Annotated in this window: 11 protein-coding genes; 8 read left to right on the forward strand and 3 right to left on the reverse strand. The window is 75.2% G+C overall.

The window, feature by feature from the left end; genetic code table 11:
* Window positions 1-201: 201 nt before the first annotated feature.
* Genes ACI792_RS08475 through ACI792_RS08485 form a run of 3 tightly spaced genes read left to right on the forward strand, consistent with a single transcriptional unit; the run spans window position 202 to window position 1,424 of the window.
* Entirely contained in the window at window positions 202-570 is a 369-nt protein-coding gene (locus tag ACI792_RS08475) for a chemotaxis protein CheX (RefSeq protein WP_456602399.1), read from the forward strand.
* On the forward strand, window positions 571-933 hold the full coding sequence (locus tag ACI792_RS08480; protein ID WP_456602206.1) for a response regulator: 363 nt from the start codon (window positions 571-573) through the stop codon (window positions 931-933).
* Window positions 930-1,424 (forward strand): hypothetical protein, encoded by a 495-nt coding sequence (locus ACI792_RS08485; protein ID WP_456602207.1) that lies wholly within the window; start codon window positions 930-932, stop codon window positions 1,422-1,424. Before ACI792_RS08480 ends, ACI792_RS08485 begins: the two co-directional genes overlap by 4 nt.
* A 277-nt stretch (window positions 1,425-1,701) precedes the next feature.
* Here the strand turns inward: ACI792_RS08485 and ACI792_RS08490 are convergent, their stop codons facing one another.
* Window positions 1,702-2,157 carry an ATP-binding protein gene (locus tag ACI792_RS08490; RefSeq protein WP_456602208.1) on the reverse strand — a complete coding sequence of 152 codons (456 nt, stop codon included), beginning with the start codon at window positions 2,155-2,157 and terminating at the stop codon, window positions 1,702-1,704.
* A gap of 216 nt (window positions 2,158-2,373) precedes the next feature.
* On the opposite strand from ACI792_RS08490, the gene ACI792_RS08495 reads away from it, so the two are divergent.
* Window positions 2,374-4,149 carry a SpoIIE family protein phosphatase gene (locus tag ACI792_RS08495; protein WP_456602209.1) on the forward strand — a complete coding sequence of 592 codons (1,776 nt, stop codon included), beginning with the start codon at window positions 2,374-2,376 and terminating at the stop codon, window positions 4,147-4,149.
* Between the two features lie 12 nt (window positions 4,150-4,161).
* Here the strand turns inward: ACI792_RS08495 and ACI792_RS08500 are convergent, their stop codons facing one another.
* Window positions 4,162-5,355 (reverse strand): AAA family ATPase, encoded by a 1,194-nt coding sequence (locus tag ACI792_RS08500; protein WP_456580263.1) that lies wholly within the window; start codon window positions 5,353-5,355, stop codon window positions 4,162-4,164.
* Window positions 5,356-5,636: 281 nt separating this feature from the next.
* On the opposite strand from ACI792_RS08500, the gene ACI792_RS08505 reads away from it, so the two are divergent.
* The 4 genes from ACI792_RS08505 to ACI792_RS08520 all read left to right on the forward strand — a co-directional run bounded on the left by ACI792_RS08505 (window position 5,637) and on the right by ACI792_RS08520 (window position 14,431).
* On the forward strand, window positions 5,637-6,008 hold the full coding sequence (locus ACI792_RS08505; protein WP_456602210.1) for a phage holin family protein: 372 nt from the start codon (window positions 5,637-5,639) through the stop codon (window positions 6,006-6,008).
* Window positions 6,009-6,079: 71 nt separating this feature from the next.
* Window positions 6,080-11,092: an NAD-glutamate dehydrogenase gene (locus ACI792_RS08510; protein WP_456602211.1), complete on the forward strand. Its 5,013-nt coding sequence runs from the start codon at window positions 6,080-6,082 to the stop codon at window positions 11,090-11,092.
* A gap of 124 nt (window positions 11,093-11,216) precedes the next feature.
* Window positions 11,217-13,061, forward strand: coding sequence for a glycoside hydrolase family 15 protein (locus tag ACI792_RS08515; protein ID WP_456602212.1), 1,845 nt, complete (start codon window positions 11,217-11,219; stop codon window positions 13,059-13,061).
* Window positions 13,058-14,431, forward strand: coding sequence for a glucose-6-phosphate dehydrogenase (locus ACI792_RS08520; protein ID WP_456602213.1), 1,374 nt, complete (start codon window positions 13,058-13,060; stop codon window positions 14,429-14,431). Before ACI792_RS08515 ends, ACI792_RS08520 begins: the two co-directional genes overlap by 4 nt.
* Window positions 14,432-14,459: 28 nt before the next feature.
* Here the strand turns inward: ACI792_RS08520 and ACI792_RS08525 are convergent, their stop codons facing one another.
* Window positions 14,460-15,878 carry an amidase gene (locus ACI792_RS08525; protein ID WP_456602214.1) on the reverse strand — a complete coding sequence of 473 codons (1,419 nt, stop codon included), beginning with the start codon at window positions 15,876-15,878 and terminating at the stop codon, window positions 14,460-14,462.
* Between the last annotated feature and the right edge of the window lie 32 nt (window positions 15,879-15,910).

Below are 15,910 nucleotides of genomic sequence, written 5' to 3' on the forward strand. Positions count from 1 at the left end.
CCCCCCCCCCCCCCCCCCGCCCCCCCCCCCCCCCCCCCCCCCCCCCCCCCCCCCCCCCCCCCCCCCCCCCCCCCCCCCCCCCCCCCCCCCCCCCCCCCCCCCCCCCCCCCCCCCCCCCCCCCCGCCGCCGAGGCGTGGGTCGCCCTCGTCGGCGAGGACGAGGTCCTCGTCCCGCTCCCCGGCGACCTCCCGGTCGACATCCTGTCCGGTTGGGTCGACATCGTCGGCCCGTGGACCGGCAGCGTCGTCCTGACCACCGCCCGCAGCGCGGCCGAGGAGCTCTCCCGCGCCCTGCTGCGGGAGGCGACCCCCGCGGCGCTCGACGACGAGGACGTCGCCGACGCCTTCGGCGAGATCGCCAACGTGGTCGGCGGAAACGTCAAGGCAGCGCTGCCGGGCCCCTCGGCCCTCAGCCTGCCCCAGGTGGGCAACGCGCCGCTGGTCCGCAACCAGGCCGACGTGTGCCGCATCGATGTGCTGTGGCGCGGCGAACCCGTCGCCATCTCGGTGCAGGGCGCACTCCCGCCCCTGCCCGGCTCTACCCCTTCCCGCGAGAACGAGGTGTCCTGAGTGAAGATCCTGATCGCCGACGACAGCCGCGTCATGCGGCAGATCGTCATCCGCACGCTGCGCCAGGCCGGCTACGACGACCACGACATCGTCGAGGCCGAGGACGGCGCCGACGCGCTGGCCAAGGTCTCGTCCGAGCTGCCCGACCTGGTGCTGTCGGACTGGAACATGCCGAACATGACCGGCATCGAGTGCCTGCAGGCGCTGCGCGCCTCCGGCTCGGCCGTCCCCTTCGGCTTCGTCACCTCCGAGGGCTCCCCGGAGATGCGGGAGAAGGCCGCCAACGCCGGCGCCCTCTTCCTCATCGCCAAGCCCTTCACCGAGGACACCTTCAAGGAGCACCTGGACGGGGTGATCGCATGACCGCGCCCACGACGGGTGTGCCGCTGCCCGCAGCCAAGGACATCCGGGACATGCTGACCGGCCTGGTCGGGAAGCCGGTGAACGTCTCCCCGGGGGCGCCGGTCACCCCGACCCCGGAGAAGCCCGTGGCCGTCGCCGTCTACGTCGACCCGCACATGGCCGTCAACGCCCTGTGCTTGATGGACCTCGGTGCCTCGGCCTACACCGGCGGTGCGCTGGCCCTCCTGCCCCCCGGCGGGTGCCAGGACGCCGTCGAGGAGGACGGCGAGCTGACCGGCATGCAGCTCGAGGCGCTGCACGAGGTGGTGAACGTGCTCTCCGCGCTGTTCAACACCGCGGGTGCACCGCACTCCAAGCTGCACAAGCTCTACGCCCCGGGCGAGGAGCTCCCCGGCGACCTCGCCGGGATGCTCGCGGCCTTCAACCGGGTGGACCTCGCCCTCGAGGTGCCCACCTACGGCAAGGGAGCCATCTCCTTCGTCGTGCCGTGACGCGATGACACTGCGGTCCTCCGGACCGCACCGCGGCCAGGGGCCGTCCCCGACGGTCGTTGAGCCGCTGCGTCGTCCCTGCGCGGACCCCTCCGGGGCCCACTCGGGACGACCGTGCACACCACAGCGGCCAGGGGCCGTCCCCGACGGTCGTTGAGCCGCTGCGTCGTCCCTGCGCGGACCCCTCCGGGGCCCACTCGGGACGACCGTGCGACCACACCGGACCCCCGTTGCTCTTCGGAGCAGCGGGGGTCTCGTGCGTGTTGCACGTGGAACGTCAGGTGAGCGCGGGCTGGCGGTCGCCGGTCCCCGTGGGCAGGCAGGCCCAGACGTGCTTGCGGTCGTCGTCCACGTACCAGCCGTGGGCCACCGACAGGCGGGCCACCAGCTGCAGCCCCATGCCGCCCTCGGAGGGGTCGCGGTCGACCGTGGGGGCGGGCATCGCCTGCGGGGCCCGGTCGCTCACGTCGAGCAGCCAGCCACCGCTGCCGGCGACGACGGTGGCGACGACGGGGGTCTCCCCGTGGCGGAGCGCATTGGAGGCCAGCTCGTCGAACGCCAGCACCAGCTGCTCGCCGGAGGCATCGTCGGCGGGGAGCTGCTCGACGTCGCGCAGCCGCGACCGCAGCCCCGCCCGGGCTGCCGGGAGCTCCGCGAGGGTACCGAGCCGCCAGCGCCACACCTCGCCGCGCCCGTCCGGTAGCGGGCGGACCGGCCACGCGAGTCGCCCCATGCCTCCCCCTCGACTCGGGTCCTCGACCGTCCGGGGGTTCCCCGTCCGGGACGGTGTCAACCCCGCGCCACCCTGTTCCCACTCCCTGTGGTGTGGCTCACCTCCTCCTCGTGAGGGGGACGGCGCCCGGCCCCGGGATTGCGATCCGTCCGGGGACCGGTCACCCTCTGGACCAGGTGCTGCCGATGGCGCGGCCGAGCGGGTGGAGCGATCGGCATGGCGCGGGAGGAGGCCATCGCCTCGGCGCAGGGTGATCTCCTGCGCCAGGCGGTGGAGGGTATGGAGCGGCCCCTCGTCGTCCTCGACGAGCAGTGGCGCATCCTCTACATCAACCCCGCCGGCGCGCGGATGCTGGACCGGACGCCGGGGAGCCTGCTGGGGCGCCAGATCTGGGGGCAGTTCCCCGGATCGGCCGGTGGGCCGTTCGAGCGGCTCTGCCGCGGGGTCCGCGGCAGCGGCCGGCCGGACGGCGTGGAGGCGTGGTCGGCGCGTCTCGGCCGCTGGCTGCGCGCCGACGCCTTCCTCACCGACGCCGGCCTGGTCCTCAGCTACGACGACATCACCGAGCGCCGCCGCGCCGAGGAGGAGCTGGTCGCCGCGGTCGCCGCGCGCGAGGAGGCCGCCGCCGAGGCCGCCCGGGCGGCACGCGAGGCCGAGGAGACGGGCCGGCACCTGATGCTCCTGGGCGACATCAGCCAGGAGATGACCTCGACGCTCGACGCCGACGAGGCCGCGAGCCGGTTCGCCGCCACGGTGGTCCCGCTGCTCGCCGACTGGTGCCTGGTGAGCGTCGTCGACCCCGACGGCACCCGGCGCGACGTGGGCCGGGCGCACCGCGACCCGGCCATGCGGGAGGCGATGCACCGGTACGCCGACGCACGGGTCGCCTCCAACGACGCCAGCGCACCCGTACCGGTGGCGCTGCGTCACGCCGAGCCGGTGGTCATCGCGCGGCTCACCGACCAGCACCTCGAGACGATGATCCGCGACGACGCGAGCCGCGCGGCGCTCGCCCCGCTGGCCCCCACCGCCGTCGCGACCTTCCCCCTCATCGCCCGCGGCGAGGTCTTCGGCGCCTTCACCCTGGTCAACGGCGTCGAGCGTGGTCCGCACACACCGGTGGAGCTCCGGACGGCCGAGATCGCCTCGCGGCGGGCGGCGCTGGCCCTGGACAACGCCCGGCTGGTCACCCTCAACCACCAGGTGGCCGAGCGGCTGCAACTGAGCCTGCTCTCGCCGCCGGTGCAGCCCGACCACCTGGAGCTGGCGGTGCGCTACCGCCCGGCGACGCGCGGCGTCTCCATCGGGGGCGACTGGTACGACGCCTTCCTGCAGCCCGACGGCGACACGGTGCTCGTCATCGGCGACGTGATGGGCCACGACGTCGCGGCGGCCGCCGCCATGGGCCAGATCAAGACGCTCGTGCGGGCCATCGCGTTCGACCGGCTGGAGGAGCCGGCGGGGCTGCTCAACAGGGTGGACAACGCGCTCGTGGGGCTCGCGGTGCCGGCGATGGCCACCGCGCTCGTGTGCCGCATCGAGCAGGGGGCCGCCGAGCGGGCCGCGGGGGTCCGCCGCCTGCACTGGGCCTCGGCGGGGCATCCCGACCCCCTGCTCCTGCTCGGCGACGGCGAGGTGCTCGACCTCGCCGTCCAGGTCGGCCCGCCGCTGGGGTCGGGCTGGGTGGAGCACCTGGCCGACGGCGTCGCGCTGCTCCCCGACGGCAGCACCCTCGTGCTCTTCACCGACGGGCTCTTCGAGCGCCGCGGGGAGCTGCTGGACGACGGCCGGGAGCGGCTGCGCGCCGTGCTGGCCCGCTCGGCCGGGCTCTCGCTGGGGGAGCTGTGCGACCGGCTGCTGGAGGAGATGCTCGGCCCGGGCGTCGAGGACGACGTCGCCGTCCTGGCGGTGCGGGCGCACCCGGTGGACCGCCCCCGGCCCGCCGAGGCCGGCCCGGAGGTGTTGCCGGCCCTGGTCGGCCCGCCCGGGTGAGCGACCCCGTTCTCAGTCGGGGTGGCGCAGCAGGTACCGGCCGAAGTGCGGCACGGTGAAGGCGATCTGCCCGCGCTCGGCGGAGTAGACCAGCCCCTTCTTGATCAACGAGTCGCGGGCGGGGGAGAGGGACGCGGGCTTGCGGCCGAGCGAGACGGCGACCTCGGACGTCGCCACCGCCGCGCCGCCGGGTCCCCCCAGCTCGGCCATCGCGTGCATGTACTCCCGCTCGGCCGGGGTGGCCCGGTCGTAGCGGGAGCCGAAGAAGCCCACGGCGAGCTCGGCCTCGGCCACGGGCGCGGCCATGGCGACGTCGGCCGCCGTGATGGGGGAGGAGGCGGCGACGTCCCAGGTGACCTTGCCGTAGGCCTGCACGAAGTAGGGGTAGCCGTCAGCCGCCTCGTACAGGGCGTCCAGGGCGGCCGGGTCGAAGGTGACGTCCTCCCGCTCGGCCGGGGCGAGCAGCGCGCGGTCGGCGGCGGCGCGCTCCAGCCGGTCGATGCGCAGGTAGCGGAAGAGCCGCTCCGAGTAGCTCTTGGACGCCGACAGGACGGCGGGCAGATGGGGCAGCCCGGCGCCCACGACGATGAGCGGGGCACCCTGCTGCGAGAGCTCGTGGCAGGCGGCGCAGATCGCCGACACGTCGTCGGCCTGGATGTCCTGCATCTCGTCGATGAACAGGGCGATCCCGCTGCCGATGTCGGCGGCGACCCCGGCTGCGTCGCTGAGCAGCTCCACCAGGTCGATCTCCATGTCACCGGAGTCGGCCCGGCCGGTGGCGGCGGGCACGTCGATGCCGGGCTGCCAGCGGTCGCGCACCTTCGACTCGGCCGCGTTCACCCGCTGGGCGAAGGCCTTCACCACGCCGAGCACCTCGGCGACCGACTCCTGGTCGCCGTGCCGCGGGCCCAGCTCCCGCAGCGCCATGTGCAGCGCGGAGGAGATCGGCCGGCGCAGCGACTGGTCGGGCCGCGCCTCGATCTTGCCGGTGCCCCACCCGCGGGAGATCGCCGCGGAGCGGAGCTGGTTGAGCAGCACGGTCTTGCCCACGCCGCGCAGCCCGGTGAGGACCAGCGACCGCTCGGGGCGGCCGCGGGCGATGCGCTCCAGGACGACGTCGAACGCCTGCAGCTCGTCGTCACGGCCGGCCAGCTCGGGCGGGCGCTGGCCGGCGCCGGGGGCGTAGGGGTTCCGCACGGGATCCATGGCGAGCACCGTATGGGCTTCTCTAGCGTCGGCCGTAGAGATTCGTAGAACGTGCTGATCGCGTGTCGCGCGGGACGGGCGGGGGCGATGGTGCGCCGGGACCCCCCGTCGAGCCCTGCCTAGCACTCTCTAGCCCCGCTGCTAGACGGCGCGATAGGCGGGTCGAGAGGACGGGTGGCCCCGTCGTGAGGCGCATCTGCGGCTCTCTAGCTCAGCCGCTAGACGGCTGCAGACGCCGTCAGATCCCACGATCGCCGGGGGGCCGGCGCTAGCGTGACGACGTGATCAAGTTCCTGCTCAAGGTCGTCATCTTCGCGGCGGCCTTCTACGGGCTGACCTACTTCGACGTGCTCCCGGGCCTGGAGGTGGTGCCCAACCCCGACGGGCCGCTGGGGGAGTACGGCAGCTACCTGTGGATCGGGCTGATCTTCGGCGTCGTCAACGCCCTGGTCGGACCGGTCCTGCGGCTGCTCTCGCTCCCGTTCGTGCTGCTGACCCTCGGGCTGTTCCTGCTGGTGATCAACGCCGCGCTCCTCGCGCTCACGGCGGCGATCACCGACCGGCTGACCATCGACGGTTTCCTCACCGCCGTGATCGGCGGGCTCATCCTCGCCGTCGTCGGCTGGGTCGCCGACCAGCTCCTCGACCGCTGACCGCATCGGGGCGCACCGGCGCCCCTGCGCCGCCGTGACGGCGGTCTCGGCGGGCAGTAGCGTGGCCTTTCATGGCCAGTGACACCGGAGTCACACCGGAGACCCCGGTGCGCGACCGGGACGGCGGCCCGGCGGGCGGCTCTCTCACCGAGCTCGCCGCCCTCGAGGCCGGCCGCGACGAGAAGAAGCAGCTGCTGCGGAAGGCGGCCGCACTGGCCGTCGCCGAGGCCGAGCGCGGGGGGGCGGCGCTCCCGCCCGGGTGCACCGCCGACGCCCTCCCGGCGTTCTTCCGCCGCTACTACTGGAGCGAGCCCGCCGAAGAGGTGCTGGGCAGCGATCCCGCCGACCTCGCCGCCCTCGCGCTCGGGCACCTGGCGCTGGCCGAGGTCCGGCTGCCCGGCGTCGCGACCGTCGACGTCCGCGGGGTGCCGGGTGGCCGGGGTGCCGGCCGCACCGTCATCCGGCTGGTCACCGACGACATGCCCTACCTGGTCGACTCGGTCACCGCGGAGGTCACGCGGCAGGGGTTCGCGCTCGAGCACGTCGTGCACCCGGTCGTCGTGCTGCGCCGTGACGTCCGCGGGCGGGTGCTCGCCTTCTGCGACAGCGGGGACGTCGCCGCCTGCGGGCCCGACGCGGTCGCGGAGTCCTGGATGGCGGTCGTCCTCGACGGTCCCCTGGACGGCGAGGCCGCCGGCGACCTGGTGGCCGGGCTGCGCACCGTCCTGGACGACGTGCGCGCGGTGCACGAGGACGCCGGGCGGATGCGGGCCCGGCTGCGCGAGCTGGCGGCGCGGCTGGACGAGCGCGGCGGCGCCCCCGCCGACGTCGACGACGCCGCGGACGACCCGGCCGAGGCGGCCGCGCTGCTCCGGTGGCTGGCCGACGACAACTTCGTGCTGCTGGGCGCCCGCGAGGTGACCGTCTCCGACGGCGACGGGGGGCAGCTCGCCGTCCAGCCGGTCGCGGGCACCGGGCTGGGCGTGCTCCGCAGCGACACCGGCATGGGCGGCACCTCCGGCAGCACCCCGGAGGCCGGCACCGCCCCGGTGGACCACCTGCTCACCGTCACCAAGGCCGACAACCGCTCGACGGTGCACCGCCGGGCGTGGCTCGACCTCGTCGGGGTCACGCTGCCCGGCGACCGGGACGGCGTGCGGCGGCAGTGCCGGTTCGTGGGCCTGTTCCCCACCTCCGCGTACACGACCAGCGTCCTCGACGTCCCCCTCGTGCGGCGCCGGGTGGCCGAGGTCGTCGCCCGCTCCGGCGTGCCGTCGGACAGCCACACCGGCAAGGAGCTGCTCGACGTCCTGGAGACCTACCCCCGCGACGAGCTGATGCAGGTGGGGGCCGACCAGCTGCTGCCCGTCGCGCTGGCGGTGCTGCACCTGCAGGAGCGGCGGCAGACCCGGTTGTTCCTGCGCCGCGACCCCACCGGCCGGTTCTGGTCGGCCCTGGTCTACCTCCCGCGCGACCGCTACACCACCGAGGTGCGCACCCGCATGCAGCAGCTGCTGCTCGAGCGCCTGGGTGGCACCAGCATCGAGTTCACCGCCCGGTCCACCGAGTCGGTGCTGGCCCGGCTGCACTTCGTCGTCCGGCCGCCGGTGGGCCGCCGGGGCGCCCAGCAGCAGGTCGACGTCGACGTGGAGGCGCTGCAGGCCGAGCTCGCCGCCGCGGCCCGCAGCTGGACCGACGAGCTCTCCGACGCGCTGGCCGCGCGCTTCGGCGTCGACGCCGAGAAGGTGTTCGCGCGGATCGCCGACGCCTTCCCGGCGGCCTACCAGGAGGACTTCTCCGCCGAGCGCGCCGTCGAGGACCTCGTCCGCCTGGACGCGCTGGCCCCCGGCGACCTGGCGCTGCGGCTCTGGACGCCCACCGGCGCGGCGCCGGGGGAGCGGCGGCTCACCGTCTACCGGGTCGGTGAGCGGCTGCTGCTCTCGCAGATCCTGCCCATGCTGCAGAACATGGGCGTCGACGTCGTCGACGAGCGGCCGTACGAGATCGACCGCATCGGCGCGCCGCCCACCTGGATCTACGACTTCGGCGTCGCCGTCCCGGCGGTCGAGCTACCCCTGCTGCGCTCCCTGCCGGAGCGGTTCACCGAGGCCGTCGGCGCGGTGTGGCGGGGCGAGGCCGAGGACGACGGCCTCGGCGCGCTCGTCATGCTCGCCGGCCTCAACTGGCGGCAGGTCACGGTCGTGCGCGCCTACGTGCAGTGGCTGCGCCAGGCGGGCCTGCCGTTCAGCCAGTCCTACGTGGAGCAGACCCTGGCGGCCCACCCCGGTGTGGTCGCCCGGTTGGTGGCGCTCTTCGAGACCCGCTTCTCGCCGGGCCGGGTCACCGGCCGGGACGCCCGGCAGGGCGACCTGGTCGAGGCGCTCCGCAGCTCCATCGGCGAGGTCGCCTCCCTCGACGCCGACCGCGTGCTCAGCTCCCTGCTGGCCGCGGTCACCGCGACCCAGCGGACGACCTACTACGCCTCGACGCCCGAGCGGCCCACCCCGCTCGCGCTCAAGCTGGCCCCCGCCGAGGTGCCCGATCTGCCCGAGCCCCGCCCGGCGCACGAGGTCTGGGTCAGCTCGCCGCGTGTGATGGGCGTGCACCTGCGGTTCGGCAAGGTGGCGCGCGGCGGGCTGCGCTGGTCCGACCGGCGCGAGGACCTGCGCACCGAGGTGCTGGGCCTGGTCAAGGCGCAGATGGTCAAGAACACCGTCATCGTCCCCACCGGCGCCAAGGGCGGCTTCGTCGTCAAGCGCCCGCCCGGGGACGGCGCCTCCCGCGAGGAGGTGCTCGCCGAGGGCCAGGCCTGCTACCGGCTGTTCGTCGGCGCGCTGCTCACGCTCACCGACAACCTCGTCGACGGCCGGGTGGTGCCGCCGCCGAAGGTGGTCCGGCACGACGGTGACGACAGCTACCTCGTCGTCGCCGCCGACAAGGGGACGGCGACGTTCTCCGACCTGGCCAACGAGGTGGCGCTCGAGCGCGGCTACTGGCTCGGTGACGCCTTCGCCAGCGGCGGCTCGGTCGGCTACGACCACAAGGCCATGGGCATCACCGCCCGGGGCGCCTGGGAGTCGGTCACCCGGCACTTCCGCGAGCTGGGCGTCGACGTCCAGCGGGAGGACTTCACCGTCGTCGGCATCGGCGACTGCTCCGGCGACGTCTTCGGCAACGGCATGCTGCTGTCCGAGCACATCCGGCTCGTGGCGGCGTTCGACCACCGGCACGTCTTCGTCGACCCGTCGCCCGACGCGGCGGCGTCCTTCGCCGAGCGCCGGCGGCTGTTCGACCTGCCCCGGTCCTCGTGGGCCGACTACGACGCAGGCCTGATCAGCGCCGGCGGCGGGGTGTGGCCCCGGACGGCGAAGTCGGTGCCGGTCTCCGAGCAGATGCGGGCCGCGCTCGGCCTGCCCGGGGACGTGACGGCGCTGAGCCCGGTCGAGCTGATCCGCGCGGTGCTGCTCGCCCCGGTGGACCTGCTGTTCAACGGCGGCATCGGCACCTACGTCAAGGCGGCCGGTGAGAGCCACCTGGAGGTCGGCGACAAGGCCAACGACGCCGTGCGGGTCGACGGCCGGCAGCTGCGGGCGCGGGTGGTGGGGGAGGGTGGCAACCTCGGCCTGACCCAGCGGGGCCGGGTGGAGTACGCGCTCGCCGGCGGCCGGGTGAACACCGACGCCATCGACAACTCCGCGGGCGTGGACACCTCCGACCACGAGGTGAACATCAAGATCGCGCTGAACCGGGTGGTCGACGAGGGGCGGATCCACGCCGAGGGCCGGGCGGCGCTGCTCGGCGAGATGGCCGACGACGTCGCCGCCGCCGTCCTCACCGACAACCACGCGCAGAACGCGACCCTCGCCGGGGAGGCCGCGGCGGCGCGCAGCCTCATGGACTCCCACGAGCGGTTCATCCGCTCCCTGGAGCGCTCGGGACGGCTCAACCGCGCGGTCGAGGCGCTGCCCGACGACCGCGGGCTCACCGAGCGCCGCCGCGACGGGCAGGCGCTGACCAGCCCGGAGCTCTCGGTGCTGCTGGCCTACGCCAAGCTGCAGACCGGGGACGCGGTGCTCGCCTCCCCGCTGCCGGACGACCCGGCGCTGGAGGAGCTGCTGGTCGGCTACTTCCCCGCCCCGCTGCGCGACCGGTTCCCCGTGGCGGTCACCAGCCACCCGCTGCGCCGGGAGATCATCGCGACGGCCCTGACGAACCGGGCGGTGAACATCGCCGGCGTCACCGGGCTGTTCCGGCTCACCGAGGAGACGGGGGTGCCGCTGCCGGCCGTCGTCCGCGCGCACGCGGTGGCCCGCGCGGTCTTCGGCATCGACGCCATGTGGGACGCCGTCCGCCCGCTGGACAACCGGGTCGCCGCCGCCGTGCAGGTCGAGGCGCGCACCGAGGCCACCCGGCTGGCCGAGCGGGCGACGCGCTGGCTGCTGCGCCAGCCGGAGCTCACCGCCGAGGACGCGCCCGCCCTCGCGGAGGTGGTCGACCGCTTCGGGCCCGCCGTCACCCAGGTGGAGGCGGGGCTCCCCGGCTGGCTGCTGGGCGGCGAGGCGGAGGCGTTCGCGTCGCGCGCCGCCCGGCTGCAGGAGGCCGGCCTGCCCGCGGAGCTGGCCGCCCGCGTCGCGTCGGCGCCGCTGCTGCCGGCCGCGCTGGACCTCGCCGTGGTCGCCGAGCGGACCGGTGCGCCGGTGACCCTGGCCGGCCAGGTCATGCAGGGCCTCGCCGACCGGCTGGGACTGGTGGCCCTGCGCGAGCAGGTCATCGCGCTGCCCCGGGACCGGCGCTGGCCCTCGATGGCCCGGGCCTCGCTGCGGGACGACCTCGCCATGGAGCAGTCCTCGCTGACCGAGGACGTGCTGGGCCTCCGGGCCAGGGACGACGAGGGGGCCGGCGAGCTGGTCGGCCGGTGGGCGGAGGGCTGGGACGCCGCGCAGCGACGCGCGGCGGCCCAGCTGGCCGACATCACCGCCGGCGAGCGGCACGAGCTCGCCGAGCTGCTCGTCGCCGTCCGGACGCTGCGCGGGCTGCGGAAGCGGCGCCAGGCCCGGCGTGTGCCGCGGCCCGCGGGGACCTGAGCGCACCGCCGGGTCGCCGCTGACCGGCCCGTTCGTCACGGGAGCGTCACCCTCGGCACGGTTCGCGCGCTCCGCGGCGGGCACGGTGGGGAGGACCCCTGCTCACCGACCGCGAGGACCGCCCGTGCCGCTCCGCCCGCTCGACCCCGTCGACGGTCACCTGCCCATCGAGGACCACGGTCTCATCGGTGACGGCGTCACGTGCGCGCTCGTCGCCCGGGACGGCTCCATCCCCTGGCTCTGCCTGCCGACGTTCGACGGCGATCCGTTCGTCGCGGGGCTGCTGGACGCGCAGCGGGGCGGCACCTTCGCCGTCACGCCCGTGGGGCTCCGGGAGGCCACCCAGCGCTACCTGCCCGGCACCGGCGTCCTGGTGACCGAGCTGCACACCGCCGACGCCGTCCTCGAGCTCACCGACTGCCTGCCGCTGCGCTCGGGCGCCGACCTCGCCGAGTCGGTCCCCGCCGGGCGGGGGGAGATCCTGCGCAGCGCCCGGGTGCTGTCCGGGTCGGTGGAGGTCGACGTCCGGCTGGCGCCCAAGGACGGCGTCCAGGTCCGCTCCGAGCTCGGCGCCTGGCGGATCCGGTGGCCCGCCCGGCCCGCCATGGAGCTGCTCCTGTGGTGCTCCCACCCGCTGACGCTCACCGGCGACGGCGCGATCGCCGGACGGGCCCGGCTCGAGGCGGGGGAGCGGCTCACCGTCATGCTGCAGTGGTCGGGGCACACGCACACGCGCGTGCGCAGCGACCCGCAGCGGCGGATCGACCAGACCACGGCGGCCTGGCGCGACTGGTCGGGGCGGCTGACCTACAGCGGGCCGCAGCAGGAGCTGGTCACGCGCTCGGCGCTGACCCTCAAGCTCCTCGACCACGTGCCCACCGGGGCGGTGATGGCCGCGGCCACCTCGTCCCTGCCCGAGGGCATCGGTGGGGAGCGGAACTGGGACTACCGCTACACCTGGGTGCGCGACGCGGCCTTCACCGGCTACGCGCTCAACCGCATCGGCATGGACGAGGAGTCGCACGCCTTCCTGGCCTGGACGCTGCGCAACGTCGAGCGGCGCGGCGGGGTGGACATCATGTACACCCTCGACGGCGAGCCCCCGGCGACCGAGTGGCTGGACGCCTCGCTGTCGGGCTACCGCGGCTCCTCCCCGGTCCGCTGGGGCAACGGCGCCGCCCGGCAGGTGCAGAACGACGTCTACGGCGAGCTGCTGGACGTCGCCTACCAGTGGGTGCGCGGCGGCGGCGAGGTCGGCGAGACGCTCTGGCTGTCGCTGCAGCGGCTGGCCGAGCAGGCGATCGCCCAGTGGACGACGCCGGACAACGGCATCTGGGAGATCCGCGACGCCGGGCGGCCGTTCACCTACTCGGTGGCGATGTGCCACGTCGCCGTCGACCGGGCGCTGCGGATCGCCGACCAGCTGGGGCTCCCGCACCCGCGCGAGCGCTGGCGGACCGAGGCCGACCGGATCCACCGCACGCTGCTGGAGCAGGCGTGGGACCCCGACCGGGGCACGTTCACCGAGCACCTGGCCGCCCCCGGGCAGACCGACCGCGGCGGGCTGGACGGCTCGCTGCTGAGCCTGCCGCTGCGCCGGATCATCCCCGCCGACGACCCCCGGATGGTCGCCACCACCGAGGCGGTCCGCCGCCACCTGGACGCCGGGAACGGCCTGCTCTACCGGTACCTGCACACGGAGTCGCCCGACGGCCTGCAGGGCACCGAGGGCGCCTTCCTGCTCTGCAGCTTCTGGCTGGTCGACAACCTCGCCGGGCAGGGCCGCCTCGAGGAGGCCCACGACCTGTACGACTCGCTGTGCGGCCGGGCCAACGAGCTCGGCCTGCTCGCCGAGGAGATCGACCCGTCGACCGGGGCCTTCCTCGGCAACTTCCCGCAGGCGTTCAGCCACGTCGGGGTCATCGCGAGCGGGTGGAACCTCGCCCGGGCGGAGGGGGAAGAGGTATGAAGCGGTCGTTCGTCGTCCTCGGTGGGAGCGGTGACCTGACCGGCCGGCTGCTGCTGCCGGGGCTGGCCGAGCTGTTCGCCGCCGGCGTGCTCGACGAGGAGGTCGACGTCCTCGCGGTGAGCCGGGAGGACTGGACCGGCGCCGAGTACCAGGAGTGGGCGCGCCGCCGCCTGGACGCCCACGCCGGGCACGTCCCCGACGCGACCCGGGAGCGGGTCGTCTCGCGGCTGGGCTACCTCCGCGGCGACGTCACCGTGCCGGGGGACCTCCGGCGGGCGCTGGACCGGGTCGGTGACGTGCCGGTGGTCTACCTGGCCCTCCCCAACACGGTCTTCCGCCCGACCCTGGAGGCGCTCGCGGAGGTCGGCCTGCCCGAGGGCGGGATCGTCGCCGTCGAGAAGCCCTTCGGCCGGGATCGCGCCGACGCGGCCGAGCTCAACCGCATCCTCCACCGGCTGGCGCCCGAGGACGCGGTGTTCCGCATCGACCACTTCCTGGCCAAGCAGACGGTGCTCAACGTCCTCGGCCTGCGCTTCGCCAACCGGCTGTTCGAGCCGGTGTGGAACGCCGGCCACGTCGAGTCGGTGGAGATCGTGTTCGACGAGACGCTGGGGCTGGAGGGGCGGGCCGGCTACTACGACACCGCCGGCGCGCTGCGGGACATGCTCCAGAACCACCTGCTCCAACTGCTCGCGCTGGTGGCGATGGAGCCGCCGCTGGCCGTCGACGCGGCGGGGCTCTCCTCCCGCAAGGGGGACGTGCTGCGCGCCGTCCGCCCGCCGGCCGACATGGCGGCGGGCAGCGTCCGGGCCCGGTACACCGCGGGCACCGTCGGCGAGCGGCAGCTCCCCGACTACGCCACCGAGGACGGCGTGGACCCGGACCGCGGGACCGAGACCTACGCCGAGCTCACGGTGACCGTCGACAACTGGCGGTGGTCGGGGGTGCCGTTCCGGCTCCGGTCGGGCAAGGCGCTGGGCGTGAACCGCCGGGAGATCGTCGTCCGGTTCCGCCCCGTGCCGCACCTCGCCTTCACCGACGAGGACCCGGAGCCCGACGTGCTCCGGATGCGCCTGGACCCCGACGGCATCTCGCTCGAGGTCAACCTGAACGGCGCCGGTGACCCCTTCGACCTCGAGCGGCGAGCCCTGGACATCGCGCTGGCGCCGGCCGGGTTGTCGGCCTACGGCCTGCTGCTGCGGGAGATGCTGGGCGGCGACGCCGCCCTGTCCATCAGCGACGTCGAGGCCGAGGAGTCGTGGCGCATCGTGGAGCCGGTCCTCGCCGCGTGGGCCTCCGGCGAGGTGCCGCTGCGGGAGTACCCCGCGGGCTCCGACGGCCCCACCCCCGTCCCGTCCGGGCATGTCTAGGCGCGCGTCTAGAGAGGCCTAGACGACGTCAGAGGGCGGGCCGCCGCTCGCCGAAGCGGGTGGCCTGCTCGAACGCGTGCCCGACCTCGAGCACCCGCCGGTCGGCCCGCGCGGGGCCGACCACCTGCAGACCGACCGGCAGGCCGTCGGGGGTGAAGCCGCCGGGCACCGAGAGCGCCGGGCAGCCGGTGGGGGAGATGAGCGTGCAGGACCGCATCCACGCCAGGTAGTTCTCCTGCGGCACCCCGGCGATCTCGGTCGGGTACTCCCACTCGACGGGGAAGGGGAGCACCTGCGTCGTCGGCGCGAGCAGCACGTCGAAGCGGGTGAAGAACTCGGCCATCCGCTCGTACAGCCGGGTGTGCAGCTTCTCCGCGCGCGCGACGTCGGCACCGCTGAGCGCCTCGCCCTTGGCCACGTTCCAGCGGATCGACTCCTTGACCTGGTCGGGGTGCGCGCGCACGACGTCGCCCAGCTGGCCCTCGAAGATCCAGGCGCGCAGCGTGCCGAACACCTCGTCCGCGTCGTCCAGGTCGGGGCAGTCCTCCTCGACGACGGCGCCGAGCTCGCTGAACACTCCGAGCGAGGCGGCCAGCGTCGCGGTGATCGCCGGGTCCACCGCCACGCGGCCACCCAGGTCGGGGGCCCAGGCGACGCGCAGCCCGTCGAGCCGCTCGGGCAGCGGCGCGGCGAAGCCGGCCCCGGGCTCCTCCAGGGCGATCGGCACCCGCGGGTCGGGCCCGGCGGTGGCCGACAGCTGCAGCGCCACGTCGGCGACGGTGCGGCCCATCGGACCCTGCACCGACAGCTGCGCCCAGCCCAGCGGCGCGGGCCACGTCGGCACCCGCCCGGGGGTGGGCCGGAGCCCGACGACGTTGCAGAACGCCGCCGGGTTGCGCAGCGAGCCGCCCATGTCGCTGCCCTCGGCCAGCGGCACGAACCCGGCCGCGAGCGCGGCGGCCGCGCCGCCGCTGGACCCGCCGGCCGAGAGCCCGTGCCGGTAGGGGTTGTGGGTGACGCCGAACAGCGGGTTGAAGGTGTGCGAGCCGGCCGCGAACTCGGGCACGTTGGTCTTGCCGATCCGGATCGCCCCGGCACCCACCAGCCGCGAGACCACGAGCTCGTCGGCGTCGGGCACGGCGTCGGCCAGCACCGGTGAGCCGTAGGTGGTGCGCATGCCGCCGGTGGCGTGGGTGTCCTTGTGCGCGACCGGGAGCCCGTGCAAGGGGCCGAGCGGGCGACCGGCGGCCTGTGCGGCGTCGGCGGCGTCGGCGGCGGCCCGGGCCCCCTCGGGGTCGAGGGTGACGACGGCGTTCACCTGCGGGTCCAGCCGCTCGATGCGGCGCAGGTGGGCTTCCAGCAGCTCGCGCGCCGACACCTCCCGGTCGCGGACGAGGGCGGCCAGCTCGGTCGCGGGGCGGGTGCAGAGGTCGTCGTCGGCGGTCACCGGGGCAGCCTGCCAGAAACCCGCCCGCGCGG

The sequence above is a fragment of the Blastococcus sp. SYSU DS0669 genome, from assembly GCF_054050895.1.